At 67.0% G+C, this 15,699-nt stretch carries 14 protein-coding genes; all 14 read left to right on the forward strand.

The features are described 5' to 3' along the window. The first annotated feature begins 7 nt into the window (after positions 1 to 7). From ACJH71_RS08410 to ACJH71_RS08475, 14 genes are read left to right on the forward strand one after another with little or no spacing between them, the layout of a single operon-like run. Positions 8 to 562 (forward strand): NADH-quinone oxidoreductase subunit B family protein, encoded by a 555-nt coding sequence (locus tag ACJH71_RS08410; RefSeq protein ID WP_024442466.1) that lies wholly within the window; start codon positions 8 to 10, stop codon positions 560 to 562. Then, positions 559 to 1,254: an NADH-quinone oxidoreductase subunit C gene (locus ACJH71_RS08415; protein ID WP_406757551.1), complete on the forward strand. Its 696-nt coding sequence runs from the start codon at positions 559 to 561 to the stop codon at positions 1,252 to 1,254. The genes ACJH71_RS08410 and ACJH71_RS08415 overlap by 4 nt, the downstream gene beginning before the upstream one ends. Next, positions 1,254 to 2,558, forward strand: coding sequence for an NADH dehydrogenase (quinone) subunit D (gene nuoD, locus ACJH71_RS08420; protein ID WP_406757552.1), 1,305 nt, complete (start codon positions 1,254 to 1,256; stop codon positions 2,556 to 2,558). Before ACJH71_RS08415 ends, nuoD begins: the two co-directional genes overlap by 1 nt. A gap of 59 nt (positions 2,559 to 2,617) precedes the next feature. Further along, positions 2,618 to 3,397, forward strand: coding sequence for an NADH-quinone oxidoreductase subunit NuoE (gene nuoE, locus ACJH71_RS08425; protein WP_406757635.1), 780 nt, complete (start codon positions 2,618 to 2,620; stop codon positions 3,395 to 3,397). Continuing rightward, positions 3,394 to 4,731: an NADH-quinone oxidoreductase subunit NuoF gene (gene nuoF, locus ACJH71_RS08430; protein ID WP_406757553.1), complete on the forward strand. Its 1,338-nt coding sequence runs from the start codon at positions 3,394 to 3,396 to the stop codon at positions 4,729 to 4,731. The genes nuoE and nuoF overlap by 4 nt, the downstream gene beginning before the upstream one ends. Further along, entirely contained in the window at positions 4,728 to 7,127 is a 2,400-nt protein-coding gene (locus tag ACJH71_RS08435) for an NADH-quinone oxidoreductase subunit G (protein WP_406757554.1), read from the forward strand. The genes nuoF and ACJH71_RS08435 overlap by 4 nt, the downstream gene beginning before the upstream one ends. Beyond that, the gene (gene nuoH / locus ACJH71_RS08440) at positions 7,124 to 8,353 is read left to right on the forward strand and encodes an NADH-quinone oxidoreductase subunit NuoH (protein WP_406757555.1); all 1,230 of its coding nucleotides are present in this window, start codon (positions 7,124 to 7,126) and stop codon (positions 8,351 to 8,353) included. Before ACJH71_RS08435 ends, nuoH begins: the two co-directional genes overlap by 4 nt. Beyond that, positions 8,346 to 8,915: an NADH-quinone oxidoreductase subunit NuoI gene (nuoI, locus tag ACJH71_RS08445; RefSeq protein ID WP_406757556.1), complete on the forward strand. Its 570-nt coding sequence runs from the start codon at positions 8,346 to 8,348 to the stop codon at positions 8,913 to 8,915. Before nuoH ends, nuoI begins: the two co-directional genes overlap by 8 nt. Further along, positions 8,915 to 9,718, forward strand: coding sequence for an NADH-quinone oxidoreductase subunit J (locus ACJH71_RS08450; RefSeq protein WP_406757557.1), 804 nt, complete (start codon positions 8,915 to 8,917; stop codon positions 9,716 to 9,718). The genes nuoI and ACJH71_RS08450 overlap by 1 nt, the downstream gene beginning before the upstream one ends. Then, positions 9,715 to 10,014 carry an NADH-quinone oxidoreductase subunit NuoK gene (gene nuoK, locus ACJH71_RS08455; protein WP_308483848.1) on the forward strand — a complete coding sequence of 100 codons (300 nt, stop codon included), beginning with the start codon at positions 9,715 to 9,717 and terminating at the stop codon, positions 10,012 to 10,014. Before ACJH71_RS08450 ends, nuoK begins: the two co-directional genes overlap by 4 nt. A 15-nt stretch (positions 10,015 to 10,029) precedes the next feature. Continuing rightward, positions 10,030 to 11,970: an NADH-quinone oxidoreductase subunit L gene (gene nuoL, locus ACJH71_RS08460; RefSeq protein WP_406757558.1), complete on the forward strand. Its 1,941-nt coding sequence runs from the start codon at positions 10,030 to 10,032 to the stop codon at positions 11,968 to 11,970. Next, a complete protein-coding gene (locus tag ACJH71_RS08465; protein ID WP_406757559.1) occupies positions 11,967 to 13,550 on the forward strand; it encodes an NADH-quinone oxidoreductase subunit M in 1,584 nt (527 codons plus the stop codon). Before nuoL ends, ACJH71_RS08465 begins: the two co-directional genes overlap by 4 nt. Before the next feature lie 2 nt (positions 13,551 to 13,552). After that, complete coding sequence (nuoN, locus tag ACJH71_RS08470; protein ID WP_406757560.1) at positions 13,553 to 15,154, forward strand: NADH-quinone oxidoreductase subunit NuoN; 1,602 nt, start codon at positions 13,553 to 13,555, stop codon at positions 15,152 to 15,154. Between the two features lie 39 nt (positions 15,155 to 15,193). Further along, complete coding sequence (locus ACJH71_RS08475; protein ID WP_406757561.1) at positions 15,194 to 15,682, forward strand: flavin reductase family protein; 489 nt, start codon at positions 15,194 to 15,196, stop codon at positions 15,680 to 15,682. The last annotated feature ends 17 nt before the right edge of the window (positions 15,683 to 15,699 follow it).

Consider the following 15,699-nt stretch of genomic DNA (forward strand, 5'->3'; position numbering starts at 1 on the left):
CTTAGACATGGGATTAGAAGAGCAGCTGCCGAGCGGACTCCTGCTGTCCACCGTGGAAGACCTGGCCGGGTACTTCCGCACCGGGTCACTGTGGCCGGCGACCTTCGGCCTGGCCTGTTGCGCGATCGAGATGATGTCGACGATGGCGCCCGACTACGACCTGTCCCGGTTCGGGATGGAAGTCTTCCGGGCCTCGCCGCGCCAAGCCGATCTGATGATCGTCGCCGGCCGGGTCAGCCAGAAGATGGCACCGGTGCTGCGCCAGATCTACGACCAGATGGTGGAGCCCAAGTGGGTGCTGTCGATGGGCGTATGCGCGTCGTCGGGCGGAATGTTCAACAACTACGCGATCGTTCAAGGCGTGGACCATGTCGTCCCGGTCGACATCTACCTGCCCGGTTGTCCGCCCCGGCCGGAAATGCTGATGTACGCAATCCTCAAGCTGCACGAGAAGATTCGCTCGATGCCCTTGGGCGCCAACCGGGAGCAGGTGATCACCGCTACGGAGGAGGCGGCGCTGTCGGCCCCGTCTACCTGGCAGATGAGGGGGTTGCTGCGGTGAGCGAGGCGAGCGGAGAGGGCCGAACCGGCCCCGAAGACGTGATCAAGGTCCGCCACGGCCTGTTCGGCGCGACGGGCACCGGCGACACGTCCGGATACGGACGCCTGGTGACCGAGGCAGCACTCCCCGGCGAGACCCCTCGGCCCTATGGCGGGTACTTCGACGAACTCGTCGACACGCTCACCGCTGCCCTGCAGCGCAACGGAATCGAGTTCGCCGACGCTGTCGAGAAGGTCGTGGTGTATCGCGACGAGCTGACGCTGTATGTCCCTCGCGCGCAGCTGCCGGCGGTGGCTCAGCTGCTGCGCGACGAGCCGGCGCTGCGCTTCGAGCTGAGCCTCGGGGTCTCCGGTGTGCACTACCCCGGTGACACCGACCGCGAGTTGCATGCGGTCTACCCGCTGCGGTCCATTACCCACAACCGCCGCGTCCGTCTGGAAGTCGCTGCCCCCGATGCAGATCCGCATATTCCTTCACTGTTCGCGATCTACCCCACCACCGACTGGCATGAACGCGAGACCTATGACTTCTTCGGGATCATCTTCGACGGCCACCCCTCGCTGACCCGGATCGAGATGCCCGACGACTGGCACGGCCACCCGCAGCGCAAGGACTACCCGTTGGGCGGCATCCCGGTCGAATACAAGGGCGCGCAGATACCGCCGCCGGACCAGCGGAGGGCTTACAAATAATGAGCACCGACACACCGCACACCGTCCTGAACGTCGGTGGGCAGGAATGGGATCAGGTAGTGGAGGCGGCCAAGGCCGCCGACCCCGGAGAACGCATCGTCGTCAACATGGGACCCCAGCACCCGTCGACGCACGGCGTGTTGCGGCTGATTCTGGAACTCGAAGGCGAGACCGTGACCGAAGCCCGGTGCGGCATCGGCTATCTGCACACCGGTATCGAGAAGAACCTGGAAAGCCGCTACTGGACCCAGGGCGTCACGTTCGTGACCCGAATGGACTACCTGTCGCCGTTCTTCAACGAGACCGCCTACTGCCTCGGTGTGGAGAAACTGCTCGGTATTACCGATGACATCCCCGAACGCGCCAGTGTCATCCGGGTTTTGATGATGGAACTCAATCGGATGTCCTCGCACCTGGTCGCGCTTGCCACCGGCGGTATGGAGCTCGGCGCACTGACCGTGATGCTGTTCGGCTTCCGGGAACGTGAGCTGGTGCTCGACATCTTCGAGGCCATCACCGGGCTACGGATGAACCACCAGTACGTCCGCCCCGGCGGCGTGTCGGTGGATCTGCCCGATGACGCAGTCCCGCAGATCCGCGACTTCCTCAAGCTGATGCCCAAGCGACTCAAGGACATCGAGGACCTGCTGACCGAAAACTACATCTGGAAGGCCCGGACCAAGGGCGTGGGCTACCTGGACCTGACCGGATGCATGGCGCTGGGCATCACCGGCCCGGTGCTGCGCTCGACGGGCCTGCCCTATGACGTGCGACGTGCGGAACCCTACTGCGGCTACCAGGACTACGAGTTCGAGGTAGTCACCGATGACGGCTGTGATGCCTACGGCCGCTACCTGATCCGCATCGCAGAGATCAAGGAGTCCCTGAAAATCGTCGAACAGTGTCTGGACAAGCTGCGGCCCGGGCCGGTGATGGTCTCCGACCGCAAGATCGCCTGGCCGGGCGACCTGACCATCGGCCCGGACGGGCAGGGCAACTCCCGGGAGCACATCGGCTGGATCATGGGCCACTCGATGGAAGGGCTGATCCACCACTTCAAGCGAGTCACCGAGGACCTGTGGGTGCCGCCGGGCCAGGTGTTCGTCTCGGTCGAGTCGCCCCGCGGCGAACTGGGGGTACACATGGTCAGCGACGGCGGTACCCGCCCCTACCGGGTGCACTACCGGGATCCGTCGTTCACCAACCTGCAGGCGGTGGCCGCCATGAGCGAGGGCGGGCTGATCGCCGACGTGATCGCCGCCGTCGCCAGCATCGACCCGGTCATGGGCGGGGTAGACCGGTGAGCGCGTCGGGCGGCGAGATCGACCAGGCCGGCGTCAACAAGACCGGGCGCGGCCGGTTGATGCCGCCGACTGCCGGGACCGACGGCAAGCGGGTCTTCCTGCAGTTAGGCCGGCAGCCAGAAGAACCCAATCAGTTCAACCATCCCGGCGCTCCGACCAGCTACTCCCCCGACGTGCGAGCCCAGCTGGAAGCCGACGCCAAGGAGATCATCGGCCGCTACCCACAGCCGCGTTCGGCGATCCTGCCGCTGCTGCACCTCGTACAGGCACAGGACACCTACGTCACGCCGGCAGGGCTGTCGTTCGTCGCGGAGCTGCTTGGGCTGACCAGCGCCGACGTCGCCGGGGTCGCATCGTTCTATTCGATGTACCGGCGTGACCCCACCGGCAAGTACCTGGTCGGCGTCTGCACCAACACGCTGTGTGCGGTGATGGGCGGCGACGCCATCTACGACGGCCTCAAGGAGCACTTGGGCGTCGGTAACGATCAGACCACCGCCGACGGATCGGTCACGCTGCAGCACATCGAGTGCAACGCGGCCTGCGACTACGCGCCGGTGGTGATGGTCAACTGGGAGTTCTTCGACAACCAGACACCGGAATCGGCACGCGAGCTCGTCGACAAATTGCGCGACGACGCCGAGGTGCGACCCACCCGCGGGATGCCGCTGTGCAGTTTCGCCGCCACCGAGCGAATTCTCGCCGGCTTCCCCGACGAACGCGCCGACGACGGCCAAGGCGGCGCCGGCGCGGCGACGCTCGCCGGCCTGCAGGTGGCGCGCGAGCACAAGATGACGGCACCGGAGCCCGGCCGCAACACCAGTGGGGGCGAGAAATGACACTTGCCGAGGGCACACCGCTGACGCCGGTGCTGAGCAGCTACTGGGACGAACCCGAGTCCTGGACGCTCGAGACCTACCGCCGCCACGACGGCTACGCCGGGATGAAGCGTGCGCTGGCGATGACACCCGACGAGGTCATCGAACTGGTCAAGGACTCCGGGTTGCGTGGCCGAGGCGGCGCCGGGTTCTCCACCGGGACCAAGTGGTCCTTTGTCCCCCAAGGCGACGAGGGGGCAGCGGCAAAGCCGCACTACCTGCTGGTCAATGCCGACGAGTCCGAGCCCGGCACCTGCAAGGACATGCCGCTGCTGATGGCGACACCGCATGTGCTCATCGAGGGCATGATCGTGTGCTGTTACGCGATCCGTGCCCGCCACGCCTTCATCTACATCCGCGGCGAGGTGCTGCCGGTGGTGCGCCGCTTGCAGGCGGCGGTCGCCGAGGCGTATGCGGCGGGGCTGCTGGGCAACGACATCGGTGGCAGCGGCTTCGACCTGGATATCACCGTGCACGCCGGGGCGGGCGCCTACATCTGCGGCGAGGAGACGGCGCTGATCGAATCGCTGGAGGGCTATCGGGGCCAGCCCCGGCTGCGCCCACCGTTCCCCGCGGTGGCCGGGCTGTATGCCTCGCCGACGGTGGTCAACAACGTCGAATCGATCGCCAGTGTGCCGTCGATCCTGCGCAACGGGCCGGAGTGGTTCCGGTCGATGGGCACCGAGAAATCCCGTGGATTCACCCTGTATTCGCTGTCCGGGCACGTCAACCGTCCCGGGCAGTACGAGGCGCCGCTGGGTATCACGCTGCGCGAACTGCTCGGCTACGCCGGCGGGATACGCGACGGGCATCGGCTGAAGTTCTGGACGCCGGGCGGCTCGTCCACCCCGATCCTGACCGAGGAACACCTCGACATCCCGCTGGACTACGAGGGCATGGCGTCGGTGGGGTCCATGCTGGGCACCAAGGCATTGCAGATCTTCGACGAGACCACCTGCGTAGTGCGCGCGGCGGGGCGCTGGTCGGAGTTCTACAAACACGAGTCCTGCGGCAAGTGCACTCCGTGCCGTGAGGGCACCTACTGGCTGGTGCCGATCTACCAGCGGCTGGAAACCGGCCGCGGAACACCGGAAGACCTCGACACCCTGCTCGACATCGCCGACGTCCTGTTCGGAAAATCCTTCTGCGCCTTGGGTGATGGCGCGGCAATGCCGGTGAAGTCGTCGATCCAGTACTTCCGTGACGAATACATCGCCCACCTCGAGGGCGGCTGCCCGTTCGACCCGAAAGCGAGCATGTTCGTGCCAGGTGGAGCAGCAGGCGGTGTGGCGTGACTCAAACTTCTCAACCGGACGGTCAGGAGTCGGTGACCCTCACCATCGACGACCAACAGATCACCGTTCCCAAGGGCACCTTGATCATCCGGGCCGCGGAGCAGTTGGGCATCGAGGTCCCGCGATTCTGCGACCACCCGCTGCTGGACCCGGTGGCCTGGTGCCGGCAGTGCATGGTGGAGGTGGAGGGCCAACGCAAGCCGCAGCCGTCATGCGCGGTGGCCGCCACCGACGGCATGGTGGTGCGCACCCAGCACACCTCCGCCGAGGCCGATCGGGCCCAGCACCTGGTGATGGAACTGCTGCTGATCAACCACCCGCTGGACTGCCCGACCTGCGACAAGGGCGGTGAATGCCCGCTGCAGAACCAGGCGATGTCGCACGGCCGCACCGAGACTCGTTTCGAAGAGACCAAGCGCCACTACCCCAAGCCGATCAACATCTCCTCGCAGGTGCTGCTGGACCGAGACCGCTGCATCTTGTGCGCCCGCTGCACCCGGTTCGCCAACGAGATCGCCGGGGACAAATTCATCGAGATGATGGATCGCGGCGCACTGCAGCAGGTCGGCATCTACACCGACACGCCGTTCGACTCCTACTTCTCGGGCAACACCGTGCAGATCTGCCCGGTGGGCGCCCTGACCGGTGCCTCCTACCGGTTCCGGGCCCGCCCGTTCGACCTGGTCTCCACACCGACCGTCTGCGAGCACTGCGCCGGCGGCTGCGCCGAACGCACCGACCACCGTCGCGGCAAGGTGATGCGGCGGATGGCCGGCGAAGACCCGGACGTCAACGAGGAGTGGAACTGCGACAAGGGCCGCTGGGCCTTCACCTACGCCACCCAGGGCGACCGGATCACCACACCGATGGTCCGCGACGACAGCGGGAACCTGGTCCCCACCTCCTGGCCGCACGCGGCGGCGGTGGCGGCGCGCGGCCTGGCCGCGGCACGTGGACGCACCGGCGTGCTGGTCGGCGGGCGGGTGTCGGCCGAGGACGCCTACGGCTACGCCAAGTTCGCCCGGGTGGCGCTGCACAGCGATGACATCGACTTCCGGGCTCGCGCGCAGTCCGCCGAGGAAGCCGCGTTCCTGGCGGCCCGGGTGGCGGGCCACGGGATCGAGGTCAGCTACGCCGATCTGCAGGCCGCGCCGGTGGTGTTGCTGGCCGGTCTGGAGCCCGAGGAAGAGGCACCGATGGTCTTCCTGCGGCTGCGCAAGGCGGCCCGCAAGAACGCCACCAAGGTGTTCAGCCTGGCGCCGTTCGCCGATCGCGGGTTGACCAAGATGTTCGGCACCCTGCTGGCAGTCGTTCCCGGTGGCGAGGCCGCCGCGCTGGACGGACTGCACACCGGTGATATCGGACAGGCGCTTCGCCAACCCGGCGCAGTGCTGCTGGTCGGCGAACGGCTGGCCGCCTCGCCGGGAGCACTGTCGGCGGCGATTCGGCTGGCCGATGCCACCGGCGCGAAGCTGGCCTGGGTGCCCCGCCGAGCCGGGGAACGCGGCGCACTGGATGCCGGTGCGCTGGCCGGCCTGCTCCCCGGTGGACGTCCGCTTGGTGACCCGGCGGCGCGGGCCGAGGTCGCGCAGAGCTGGGGTCTCGGCGGCCCCGACGACCTGCCGTCGCAGACCGGCCGCGACACCGACGCCATCCTGGTCGCCGCGGCCGAGGGGAAGCTGGGAGCACTGGTGGTCGGCGGGGTGGAGCCGACCGATCTGGCCGACCCGGCGGCGGCGTTGGCGGCCCTGGACGAGGTCGAGTTCCTGGTCAGCCTCGAGTTGCGGCACAGCGAAGTCACCGAGCGCGCCGATGTGGTGCTCCCGGTCGCTGCCGCGGCCGAGAAGTCCGGCACGTACGTCAACTGGGAGGGCCGCCACCGGCGGTTCGGTGTCGCACTGGGTGACACCGGCGCCCTGCCCGACCGGCGGATACTCGATGTGATCGCCGACGAGATGGGCGTCGCGTTGGGGCTGTCCACGCTGGAAGCGGCGCGCGACGAGCTGGCGGGGCTGGGCGGCTGGTCCGGCGAGCGAGTCACCGGACCCGAGGTCGCCGCGGGCTCACCGCCGCGGCCCGGCGCCGGCGAAGCCGTGCTGGCCGGCTGGCGAATGCTGCTGGACGAGGGCCGGATGCAGGACGGTGAGCCGAACCTGGCCGGCACCGCACGCACTCCGGTGGCACGCATGTCGGCGGCCACGGCTGCCGACATCAGTGTGGCCGAAGGCGAGCCGGTCACCGTCAGCACCGAGCACGGCAGTATCACCCTGCCGCTGGTCACCACCGAGATGCCGGACAACGTGGTGTGGCTGCCGATGAATTCGCATGACTCGGCAGTGCACCGGGATCTGGGGGTCACCCCCGGCGCGACGGTACAGATTGGACGCAGATCATGACCGATCCCTGGTGGCTGATGCTGGCCAAGGCGCTGGGCGTCTTCGTGTTTCTGATTCTGACGGTGGTCCTGGCGATCGTCATCGAACGAAAAGTCGTGGGCCGCATGCAGATGCGCCCCGGCCCAAACCGGGTCGGACCCAAAGGTTGGCTGCAGAGCCTGGCCGATGCGATCAAGCTGGCGCTCAAGGAGGACATCACCCCCTTCAACGTCGACCGGGCGATCTACACGCTGGCGCCGATCATCTCGACGGTGCCGGCGATCACCGCATTCGCGGTGATCCCGCTCGGGCCGGAGGTCAGCATTTTCGGTCACCGCACCGCTTTGCAGCTGGCGGACCTGCCGATCGCGGTGTTGTTCGTCCTGGCGATGTCCTCAATCGGGGTCTACGGGATCGTCCTGGCCGGCTGGTCGTCCGGATCCGCTTATCCACTGATCGGCGGAATCCGCTCCACCGCCCAGGTGATCTCCTACGAGGTCGCGATGGGTCTGGCATTCGCGTCCGTGTTCCTCTACGCCGGCACGATGGCGACCTCAGGCATCGTGGCGGCCCAGGACCGGGTGTGGTTCGCGTTCCTGCTGATGCCGTCGTTCATGGTGTATCTGACCGCGATGGTCGGTGAGACCAACCGGGCACCGTTCGATCTGCCCGAGGCCGAAGGCGAGCTGGTCGGCGGCTTCCACACCGAATACTCGTCGCTGAAGTTCGCACTGTTCTTCCTCGCCGAATACATCAACATGACCACGGTTTCGGCCGTCGCCGTCACGTTGTTCCTCGGTGGCTGGCACGCTCCGTTCCCGTTCAACATGTGGCCGGCCGCAAACACCGGCTGGTGGCCGCTGCTGTGGTTCACCGTCAAACTATGGGGCTTCATCTTCGTCTACATCTGGTTGCGGGGCACCCTGCCCCGGCTGCGTTACGACCAGTTCATGGCGCTGGGCTGGAAGATCCTGATCCCCGTGGCGCTGGCCTGGGTGATGATCGCCGCGGTGCTGCGCAGCCTGCGCAACGACGGCTACGAGCACTGGCAGCTGGCCCTGGCCGGGATGAGCACGCTGACCGCGGTGGTGCTGCTGCTGGCGCTGCATCGCAAGTTCAGTGCGCTGAACAGTCGCCTCGACGAACCAGCGCCGGCGGCTCCGGCCGTCACATCCGAAGGCTCATTCCCGACACCACCGCTGCCACAACGCAGTCCATCGCGGGTCAAGGAGGACGTCAATGGCTAGTCTGCGAGACGCCCTGGCCGGGTTCGGCGTCACCTGGAAGACGATGTTCAAACGGCCGATCAACGACGGCTATCCCGAACAAAAGAAGCCGACGGCGCCGCGCTACCACGGCCGCCACCAACTCAACCGGCATCCGGATGGGCTGGAGAAGTGCATCGGCTGCGAGTTGTGCGCCTGGGCCTGCCCGGCCGACGCCATCTATGTTGAGGCCGCGGACAACACCGACGAGGAGCGCTTCTCCCCCGGTGAGCGCTACGGCCGCGTCTACCAGATCAACTACCTGCGCTGCATCGGCTGCGGCCTGTGCATCGAGGCCTGCCCCACCCGCGCGCTGACCATGACCAACCAGTACGAAATGGCCGCCGACAACCGTGCCGAGCTGATCTTGGAACGTGACCAGTTGCTGGCGCCGCTGGAACCCGACATGATCGCCCCGCCGCACGCGATGCCGCCCGGCGCCACCGAAAAGGACTACTACTTGGGCAGAGTCAGCCCGGCCGGGCTCGACGCGGACCCGGATCTGTTCGTGATGCTCGACCGGGTGAAGCAGGGCAAAGCCTGATGGGCACCACCCTGCTCGCCACCGACATCGTCGTCCGCACCTCCACCGGGGAGGCGGTGGCGTTCTGGATTCTGGGCGTCATCGCCGTCGTCGGTGCCATCGGCGTCGTCAGCGCCGCGAAGGCGGTGTATTCGGCACTGTTTCTGGCGATGACCATGCTGATCCTGGCGGTGTTCTACTTCGTCCAGGACGCGATGTTCCTCGGCGTGGTGCAGATCGTCGTCTACACCGGCGCGGTGATGATGCTGTTCCTGTTCGTGATGATGCTCATCGGCGTCGACTCCGCCGAGTCCCTGGTGGAGACCTTGCGCGGCCAGCGGGTCGCCGCCACGCTTGCCGGGATCGGCTTCGGGATGCTGCTGATCGCCGGGATCGGCAGCGCGACAATGCACCTGAGCAGCATCGGCACGCCGACGGCGACCGGTACCGGCTCGGCGGACCTGAGCCAGCACAACGTCGAGGGACTGGCGGCACTGATCTTCACCCGCTACCTGTGGGCGTTCGAGCTCACCAGTGCGTTGCTGATCACCGCGGTACTCGCCGCGATGGTGCTGACGCACCGCGAGCGGTTGCGGCCGCGAATGACCCAGCGGGAGCTGTCCATCCAGCGCTTCCAATCCGGCCGGCGGGCGACGCCGCTGCCCACCCCCGGCGTCTACGCCCGGCACAACGCCGTCGACATCGCCGCGCGCCTGCCCGACGGGACCTACTCCGAGCTGTCGGTGTCGGACACCTTGACGCACCGCTGGGTCGGCGCCACCGGCAACGCCGCGCATGCGAACACCGAGGAGTCGGACCAGTGAATCCGGAGAACTACCTGTACCTGTCGGCGATGTTGTTCACCATCGGCGCCACCGGAGTGCTGTTGCGGCGCAACGCGCTGGTGATGTTCATGTGCGTCGAGCTGATGCTCAACGCCGCCAACCTGGCGTTCGTCACCTTCTCGCGCCTGCACTCCCAGCTCGACGGCCAGATGGTCGCGTTCTTCACCATGGTGGTCGCCGCCTGTGAGGTGGTGATCGGCCTGGCCATCATCATGACGATCTTCCGGGCCCGGCGATCCGCCTCGGTCGACGACGCGAACTTACTGCGCGGCTAGGAGTTGGGGAGCTCTATGACGAATCTGAGTCAGCTGAGCTGGCTGCTGGTGGCCCTGCCGACGGCCGGTGCGCTGATCCTGTTGCTCGGCGGACGCCGAACCGACCGGTGGGGACACCTGCTGGCGTGCGCCACCGTGCTCGGCTCGTTCGGGATCGGGCTGGTACTGCTGGCCGACATGCTCGGCCGCGACGGCGAGGACCGGGCGATTCACACGCACCTGTTCAGCTGGGTGCCGGTGGGTGCCCTGCGCGTCGACTTCGGGGTGCTGATCGATCAGCTGTCGATCTGCTTCGTGTTGCTGATCAGTGGCGTCGGCGCGTTGATCCACATCTATTCGACCGGCTACATGAAGCACGACCCCGACCGCCGGCGCTTTTTCGCCTACCTGAACCTGTTCGTCGCGGCGATGCTGCTGCTGGTCGTCGCCGACAACTACCTGGGCCTCTACGTGGGCTGGGAAGGTGTCGGTCTGGCGTCCTACCTGCTGATCGGTTTCTGGTACGCCAAGCCGGTGGCGGCAGCCGCCGGCAAGAAGGCGTTTGTGTCCAATCGAGTCGGCGACATCGGGCTGTCACTGGCCATGTTCGTGATGTTCGCCGGATTCGGCACGCTGTCCTACGACGGACTGTTCGGCGCGGTCGGCGATGCCGGCCCCAGCGGGCTGACCACCGCCATCGGTCTGCTGCTGCTGGTGGGTGCCTGCGCCAAGTCCGCGCAGGTTCCGTTGCAGGCCTGGTTGTTCGACGCGATGGAGGGCCCTACCCCGGTGTCGGCGCTGATCCACGCCGCCACCATGGTGACCGCCGGGGTGTATCTGATCGTGCGCTCCGGACCGGTGTTCGACCTGTCCCCCGACGCCCGGTTGGCGGTGGTCGTGGTCGGTGCGGTCACGCTGCTGTTCGGCGCGATCATCGGCTGCGCCAACGACGACATCAAGCGCGCCCTGGCCGCCTCCACGGTGAGCCAGATCGGCTACATGGTGCTGGCCGCGGGCCTGGGTCCGGCCGGCTACGCGGTGGCGATCATGCACCTGCTCACCCACGGCTTCTTCAAGGCCGGCCTCTTCCTGGGCTCGGGTTCGGTGATGCACGGGATGAACGACGAACAGGACATGCGCCGCTACGGCGCCCTACGCAGCTTCATGCCGGTGACGTTCGTGACGTTCGGGCTGTGTTACCTGGCGATCATCGGGGTGCCGCCGTTCGCCGGCTACTGGTCCAAGGACGCCATCATCGAGGCCGCGCTGGCCTCCGGCGGCACGCGCAGTTGGGTGCTGGGCGCCGTCACCATCCTGGGTGCCGGCATCACCGCCTTCTACATGACCCGGGTGATGCTGATGACGTTCGGTGGCGAGCGCCGCTGGGCCGCCGACGATTCCGAGGTAAGCGCCGAGCGCGCGCTGCAGCACCCGCACGAGTCCCCGCGGGTGATGACCTGGCCGATGATCGTGCTGGCTCTGGGCGCCGTGTTCGCCGGCGCCGCACTGGCCATCGGCGGACGCCTGGAGCACTGGCTGGAGCCGGTGGTCAGCTCGGTGACTGCGGTTGCCGACCACGAAGCTGCTCATGTCATCCCGGCCTGGCTCACCGGCGCGATCACCCTGGGAATCGTCCTGCTCGGTGTCGCGGTGGCCTTCAATATGTACGGCCGCAAGCCGATACCGATCACCGCGCCCACCGACGTGTCGGCGCTGACGGTGGCGGCCCGCAAGTATCTCTACGGCGATGCCTTCAACGAGGAGGTGCTCATGCGTCCGGGTAACCGACTGGCACAAGGCCTGGTCGGCGTCGACGACCGGGTGGTGGACGGCTCGGTCAACATGACGGCCGGGCTGGTGGCGGTCGCGTCATACCTGGTACGGCGTCTGCAGACCGGGTTCGTGCGCTCCTACGCGCTGACAATGCTGGCCGGCACGGTCCTGGTCATCGCACTCGTGATGGCGGTGCAGCTGTGAACGCGAACACCAGCGTGCCCTGGCTTAGCCTGCTGTGGCTGATACCGCTGGTCGGCGCCGGCTTGGTCATCGTGTTGCCGGCCCGCCAAGCTGGGCTGGCGAAGTGGACCGGCCTGGTGGTGAGCCTTGCGACGCTGGCGGTGGCGATCGTGGTCACCGTCGGGTTCGACACGACTCCGGTTGCCGCGCCCTACCAATTCGTCGAATCGCACGCCTGGATACCGGCATTCGGCGCGAGCTACACGCTCGGGGTGGACGGTATCGCGGTGATCCTGGCGTTGTTGACCGCCGGGCTGGTGCCGCTGCTGATGCTGGCCGGCTGGAACGACGGTGACGGTGCGCGCAGTGTGATGCGCAGCCGCGGCCCGCACGCATTTGCGGCGCTGACACTGACCGTTGAGGCGATGGTGCTGATCTCACTGGTCTCGCTGGACGTGCTGCTGTTCTACGTGTTCTTCGAGGCGATGCTGATCCCGATGTACTTCATGATCGGCGGTTTCGGGAACGGGGCGAAGCGCTCTCAAGCGGCCCTGAAGTTCCTGCTGTACAACCTTTTCGGTGGCCTGATCATGCTGGCCGCGGTCATCGGGGTGTACGTGGTGAGCTCCGGCGACGGCGCCTCCGGCGGCACCTTCGACTTCCGCGAACTGGTCTCGATGTTCTCCCCGGCAACCACCACCGTGGATCCGGGTGTCCTCAAGCTGCTGTTCGCCGGCTTCATGTTCGCCTTCGCGGTCAAGGCCCCGCTGTGGCCGCTGCACCGGTGGCTGCCCGACGCGGCGGTGGAATCCACCCCGGCGACCGCGGTGCTGATGATGGCGGTGATGGACAAGGTGGGGACGTTCGGGATGCTGCGGTACTGCCTGCAGCTGTTCCCCGACGCCTCAACGTATTTCCGTCCGGCCATCATCGTGCTGGCGGTCATCGGGGTGGTCTACGGCGCGATGGTGGCGATCGGCCAGCGCGACATGATGCGGTTGATCGCCTACACCTCGATCTCGCACTTCGGGTTCATCATTCTGGGCATCTTCGTGATGACCAGCCAGGGGCAGAGCGGCTCGACGCTGTACATGCTCAACCACGGGTTGTCGACGGCGGCGCTGTTCCTGATCGCCGGATTCCTGGTCGCCCGGCGCGACGGCGCGCGGGCGATCTCGGATTACGGCGGCGTGCAGAAGGTGGCACCGGTGATGGCAGGCACCTTCATGGTCGCCGCCATGGCCACCCTGTCGCTGCCCGGGTTGGCTCCGTTCATCAGTGAGTTCCTGGTGTTGATCGGCACGTTCAACCGGTATTGGGTGGCGGCGGCGGTCGGCTCCACGGCGCTGGTGTTGTCGTCGATCTACATGCTCTGGCTGTATCAGCGGGTGATGACCGGCCCGGTCACCCCAGGCAATGAACGCATCCGCGACCTGGTGCCACGGGAGTTGCTGGTCGTCACCCCGTTGATCGCGCTACTGCTGTTCCTCGGCTTCTACCCCAAACCCGCGCTGGACATCATCAATCCGGGCGTCGAGCACACCCTGACCACGATCGGTCAGACCGATCCGGCACCGCTGACCGCTGAGGGGGCGCACTGACCATGGCGGGCATGCCAGTTCCATCCGTCGAATACAGCCTTCTGCTGCCGCTGCTGATCGTTTTCGGCACCGCGGTGACCGGCGTGCTCTTCGAGGCGTTCATTGGGCGCCGGGCGCGTTACGTGATGCAGGTCCTGCTCGCGGTCGGCGGCCTGGCCGCCGCGTTCGCCGCCATCGTCGAGGTGGGCCGCGACCTGCCGACCGGCGGTCGCATCGCGGTGCTGGGCGCGGTGGCCGTCGACGGGCCGGCGCTGGTGCTGCAGGGCACCATCGTGCTGGTCGGGATCATGGCCGTGCTGTTCATCTCCGAGCGCAACATCGGCGCGGGCGTTCCCGAAGGTCCGGGCGCGGCGGCGGCGCCCGCAAGCCCCGTACACCCAGGTCTAGACGCGTTCACTCCGCAGGCGTCGGCGGTCCCGGACAGCGTCGCCGAACTCGACGCGGCGCGCGCCGGGGTGACCCAGACCGAGGTGTTCCCGCTGACCGTGCTGGCGATCGGCGGCATGATGGTGTTCCCCGCAGCCAATGACCTGGTCACCATGTTCGTGGCCCTGGAAGTACTCTCCCTGCCGCTGTATCTGCTGTGCGGGCTGGCCCGCTACCGCCGTCTGCTCTCGCAGGAAGCGGCGCTGAAATACTTTCTGCTGGGCGCATTCTCCTCGGCGCTGTTCCTGTTCGGCGCTGCACTGCTCTACGGCGCCACCGGGACGCTGACGCTGACGGATATCGGTGAGCAGTTGTTCGCCCACAGCAACGACCCGCTGGCGCTGATCGGCGCCGGCCTGCTCCTGGTGGGCTTGTTCTTCAAAGTCGGCGCGGTGCCGTTCCATTCGTGGGTTCCCGACGTCTACGTCGGTGCGCCGACGCCGATCACCGGCTTCATGGCGGCCGCCACCAAGGTCGCCGCATTCGGCGCGATGCTGCGGATCCTCTACGTCGCACTGCCGGCGCTGCATGACCACTGGCGGCCGCTGCTGTGGCTGATCGCGGTACTGACCATGGTGGTCGCCACCATCGCCGCGATCACCCAGACTGAGATCAAGCGGATGCTGGCCTACTCCTCGATAGCCCACGCGGGCTTTGTGCTGACCGGTGTGCTGTCCGCCATTCCGGCGGGTATCTCCGCGACGCTGTTCTATCTGGTCGCCTACAGCTTCTCCACGGTGGGTGCCTTCGCGGTGGTGAACCTGATCCGCAGCGCCAGCGGCGAAGAGGAACTCGACATGTCCCGGTGGGCCGGGTTGGGACGGCGTTACCCCGTTGTGGGCCTGCTGTTTTCGATGTTCCTGCTGGCGTTCGCAGGCATCCCGCTGACCAGTGGGTTCATCAGCAAGTTCGCGGTGTTCAAGGCTGCCGCCGAGGGTGGCGCGGCACCACTGGTGGTGGTCGGCGTGATCGCCAGCGGCGTCGCCGCCTACTTCTACGTCCGGGTCATCGTGTTGATGTTCTTCACCGACTCCCCCGCCGACCCACCGCACCTGGTGCTGCCCAGCGTATGGAGCAAGGCGGCAATCGCGCTGTGCGCCGCGATCACGGTGCTGTTGGGGGTACTGCCGCAGCCACTGCTCGACCTGGTGGACGCGGCAACGCAATTCGCGCAGTAATCCAGCCCGCCCGTCGCGCGACGGGTACATCATGGACAGATGCACGACGAGCCGATTCAGCAGCTGGTCACCATGCTGGACTACACCATGTTCGTGGTGACCACGGCGACCGATGAGCGCGCCTCGGGCTGTCTGGTTGGGTTCGCCACCCAGACCAGCATCGAGCCGCCACGGTTTCTGGTGGGAATGTCCAAGCGCAACCACACCTTCGAGGTGGCAGCCGAGGCCGAGCACTTGGCCGTTCACGTCCTGGCGCGCCGCGATATCGAGTTGGCCCGGCTGTTCGGCGGTCAGACCGGCGACGAGATCGACAAGTTCGCGCGCTGCTCCTGGCACAGCGGTCCGGCGGGAATGCCGATCCTCGACGATGCGCCGGCATGGTTCGTCGGCAAGACGCTGCGTCGGATCGACCTCGGCGACCACATGGGCTACCTGTTGGAACCCGTGGCCGGGTATGCCGCCCAAGGCGACCAGGACCTGCTGTTGCTCTCCGACATCGACGATCTCGAACCGGGCCACAGGGCGTGACCGAGACGGCCCAGCAG

This window comes from Mycobacterium sp. SMC-15 (assembly GCF_045310925.1).
In the GTDB taxonomy this organism is placed as follows: Bacteria; Actinomycetota; Actinomycetes; order Mycobacteriales; family Mycobacteriaceae; genus Mycobacterium.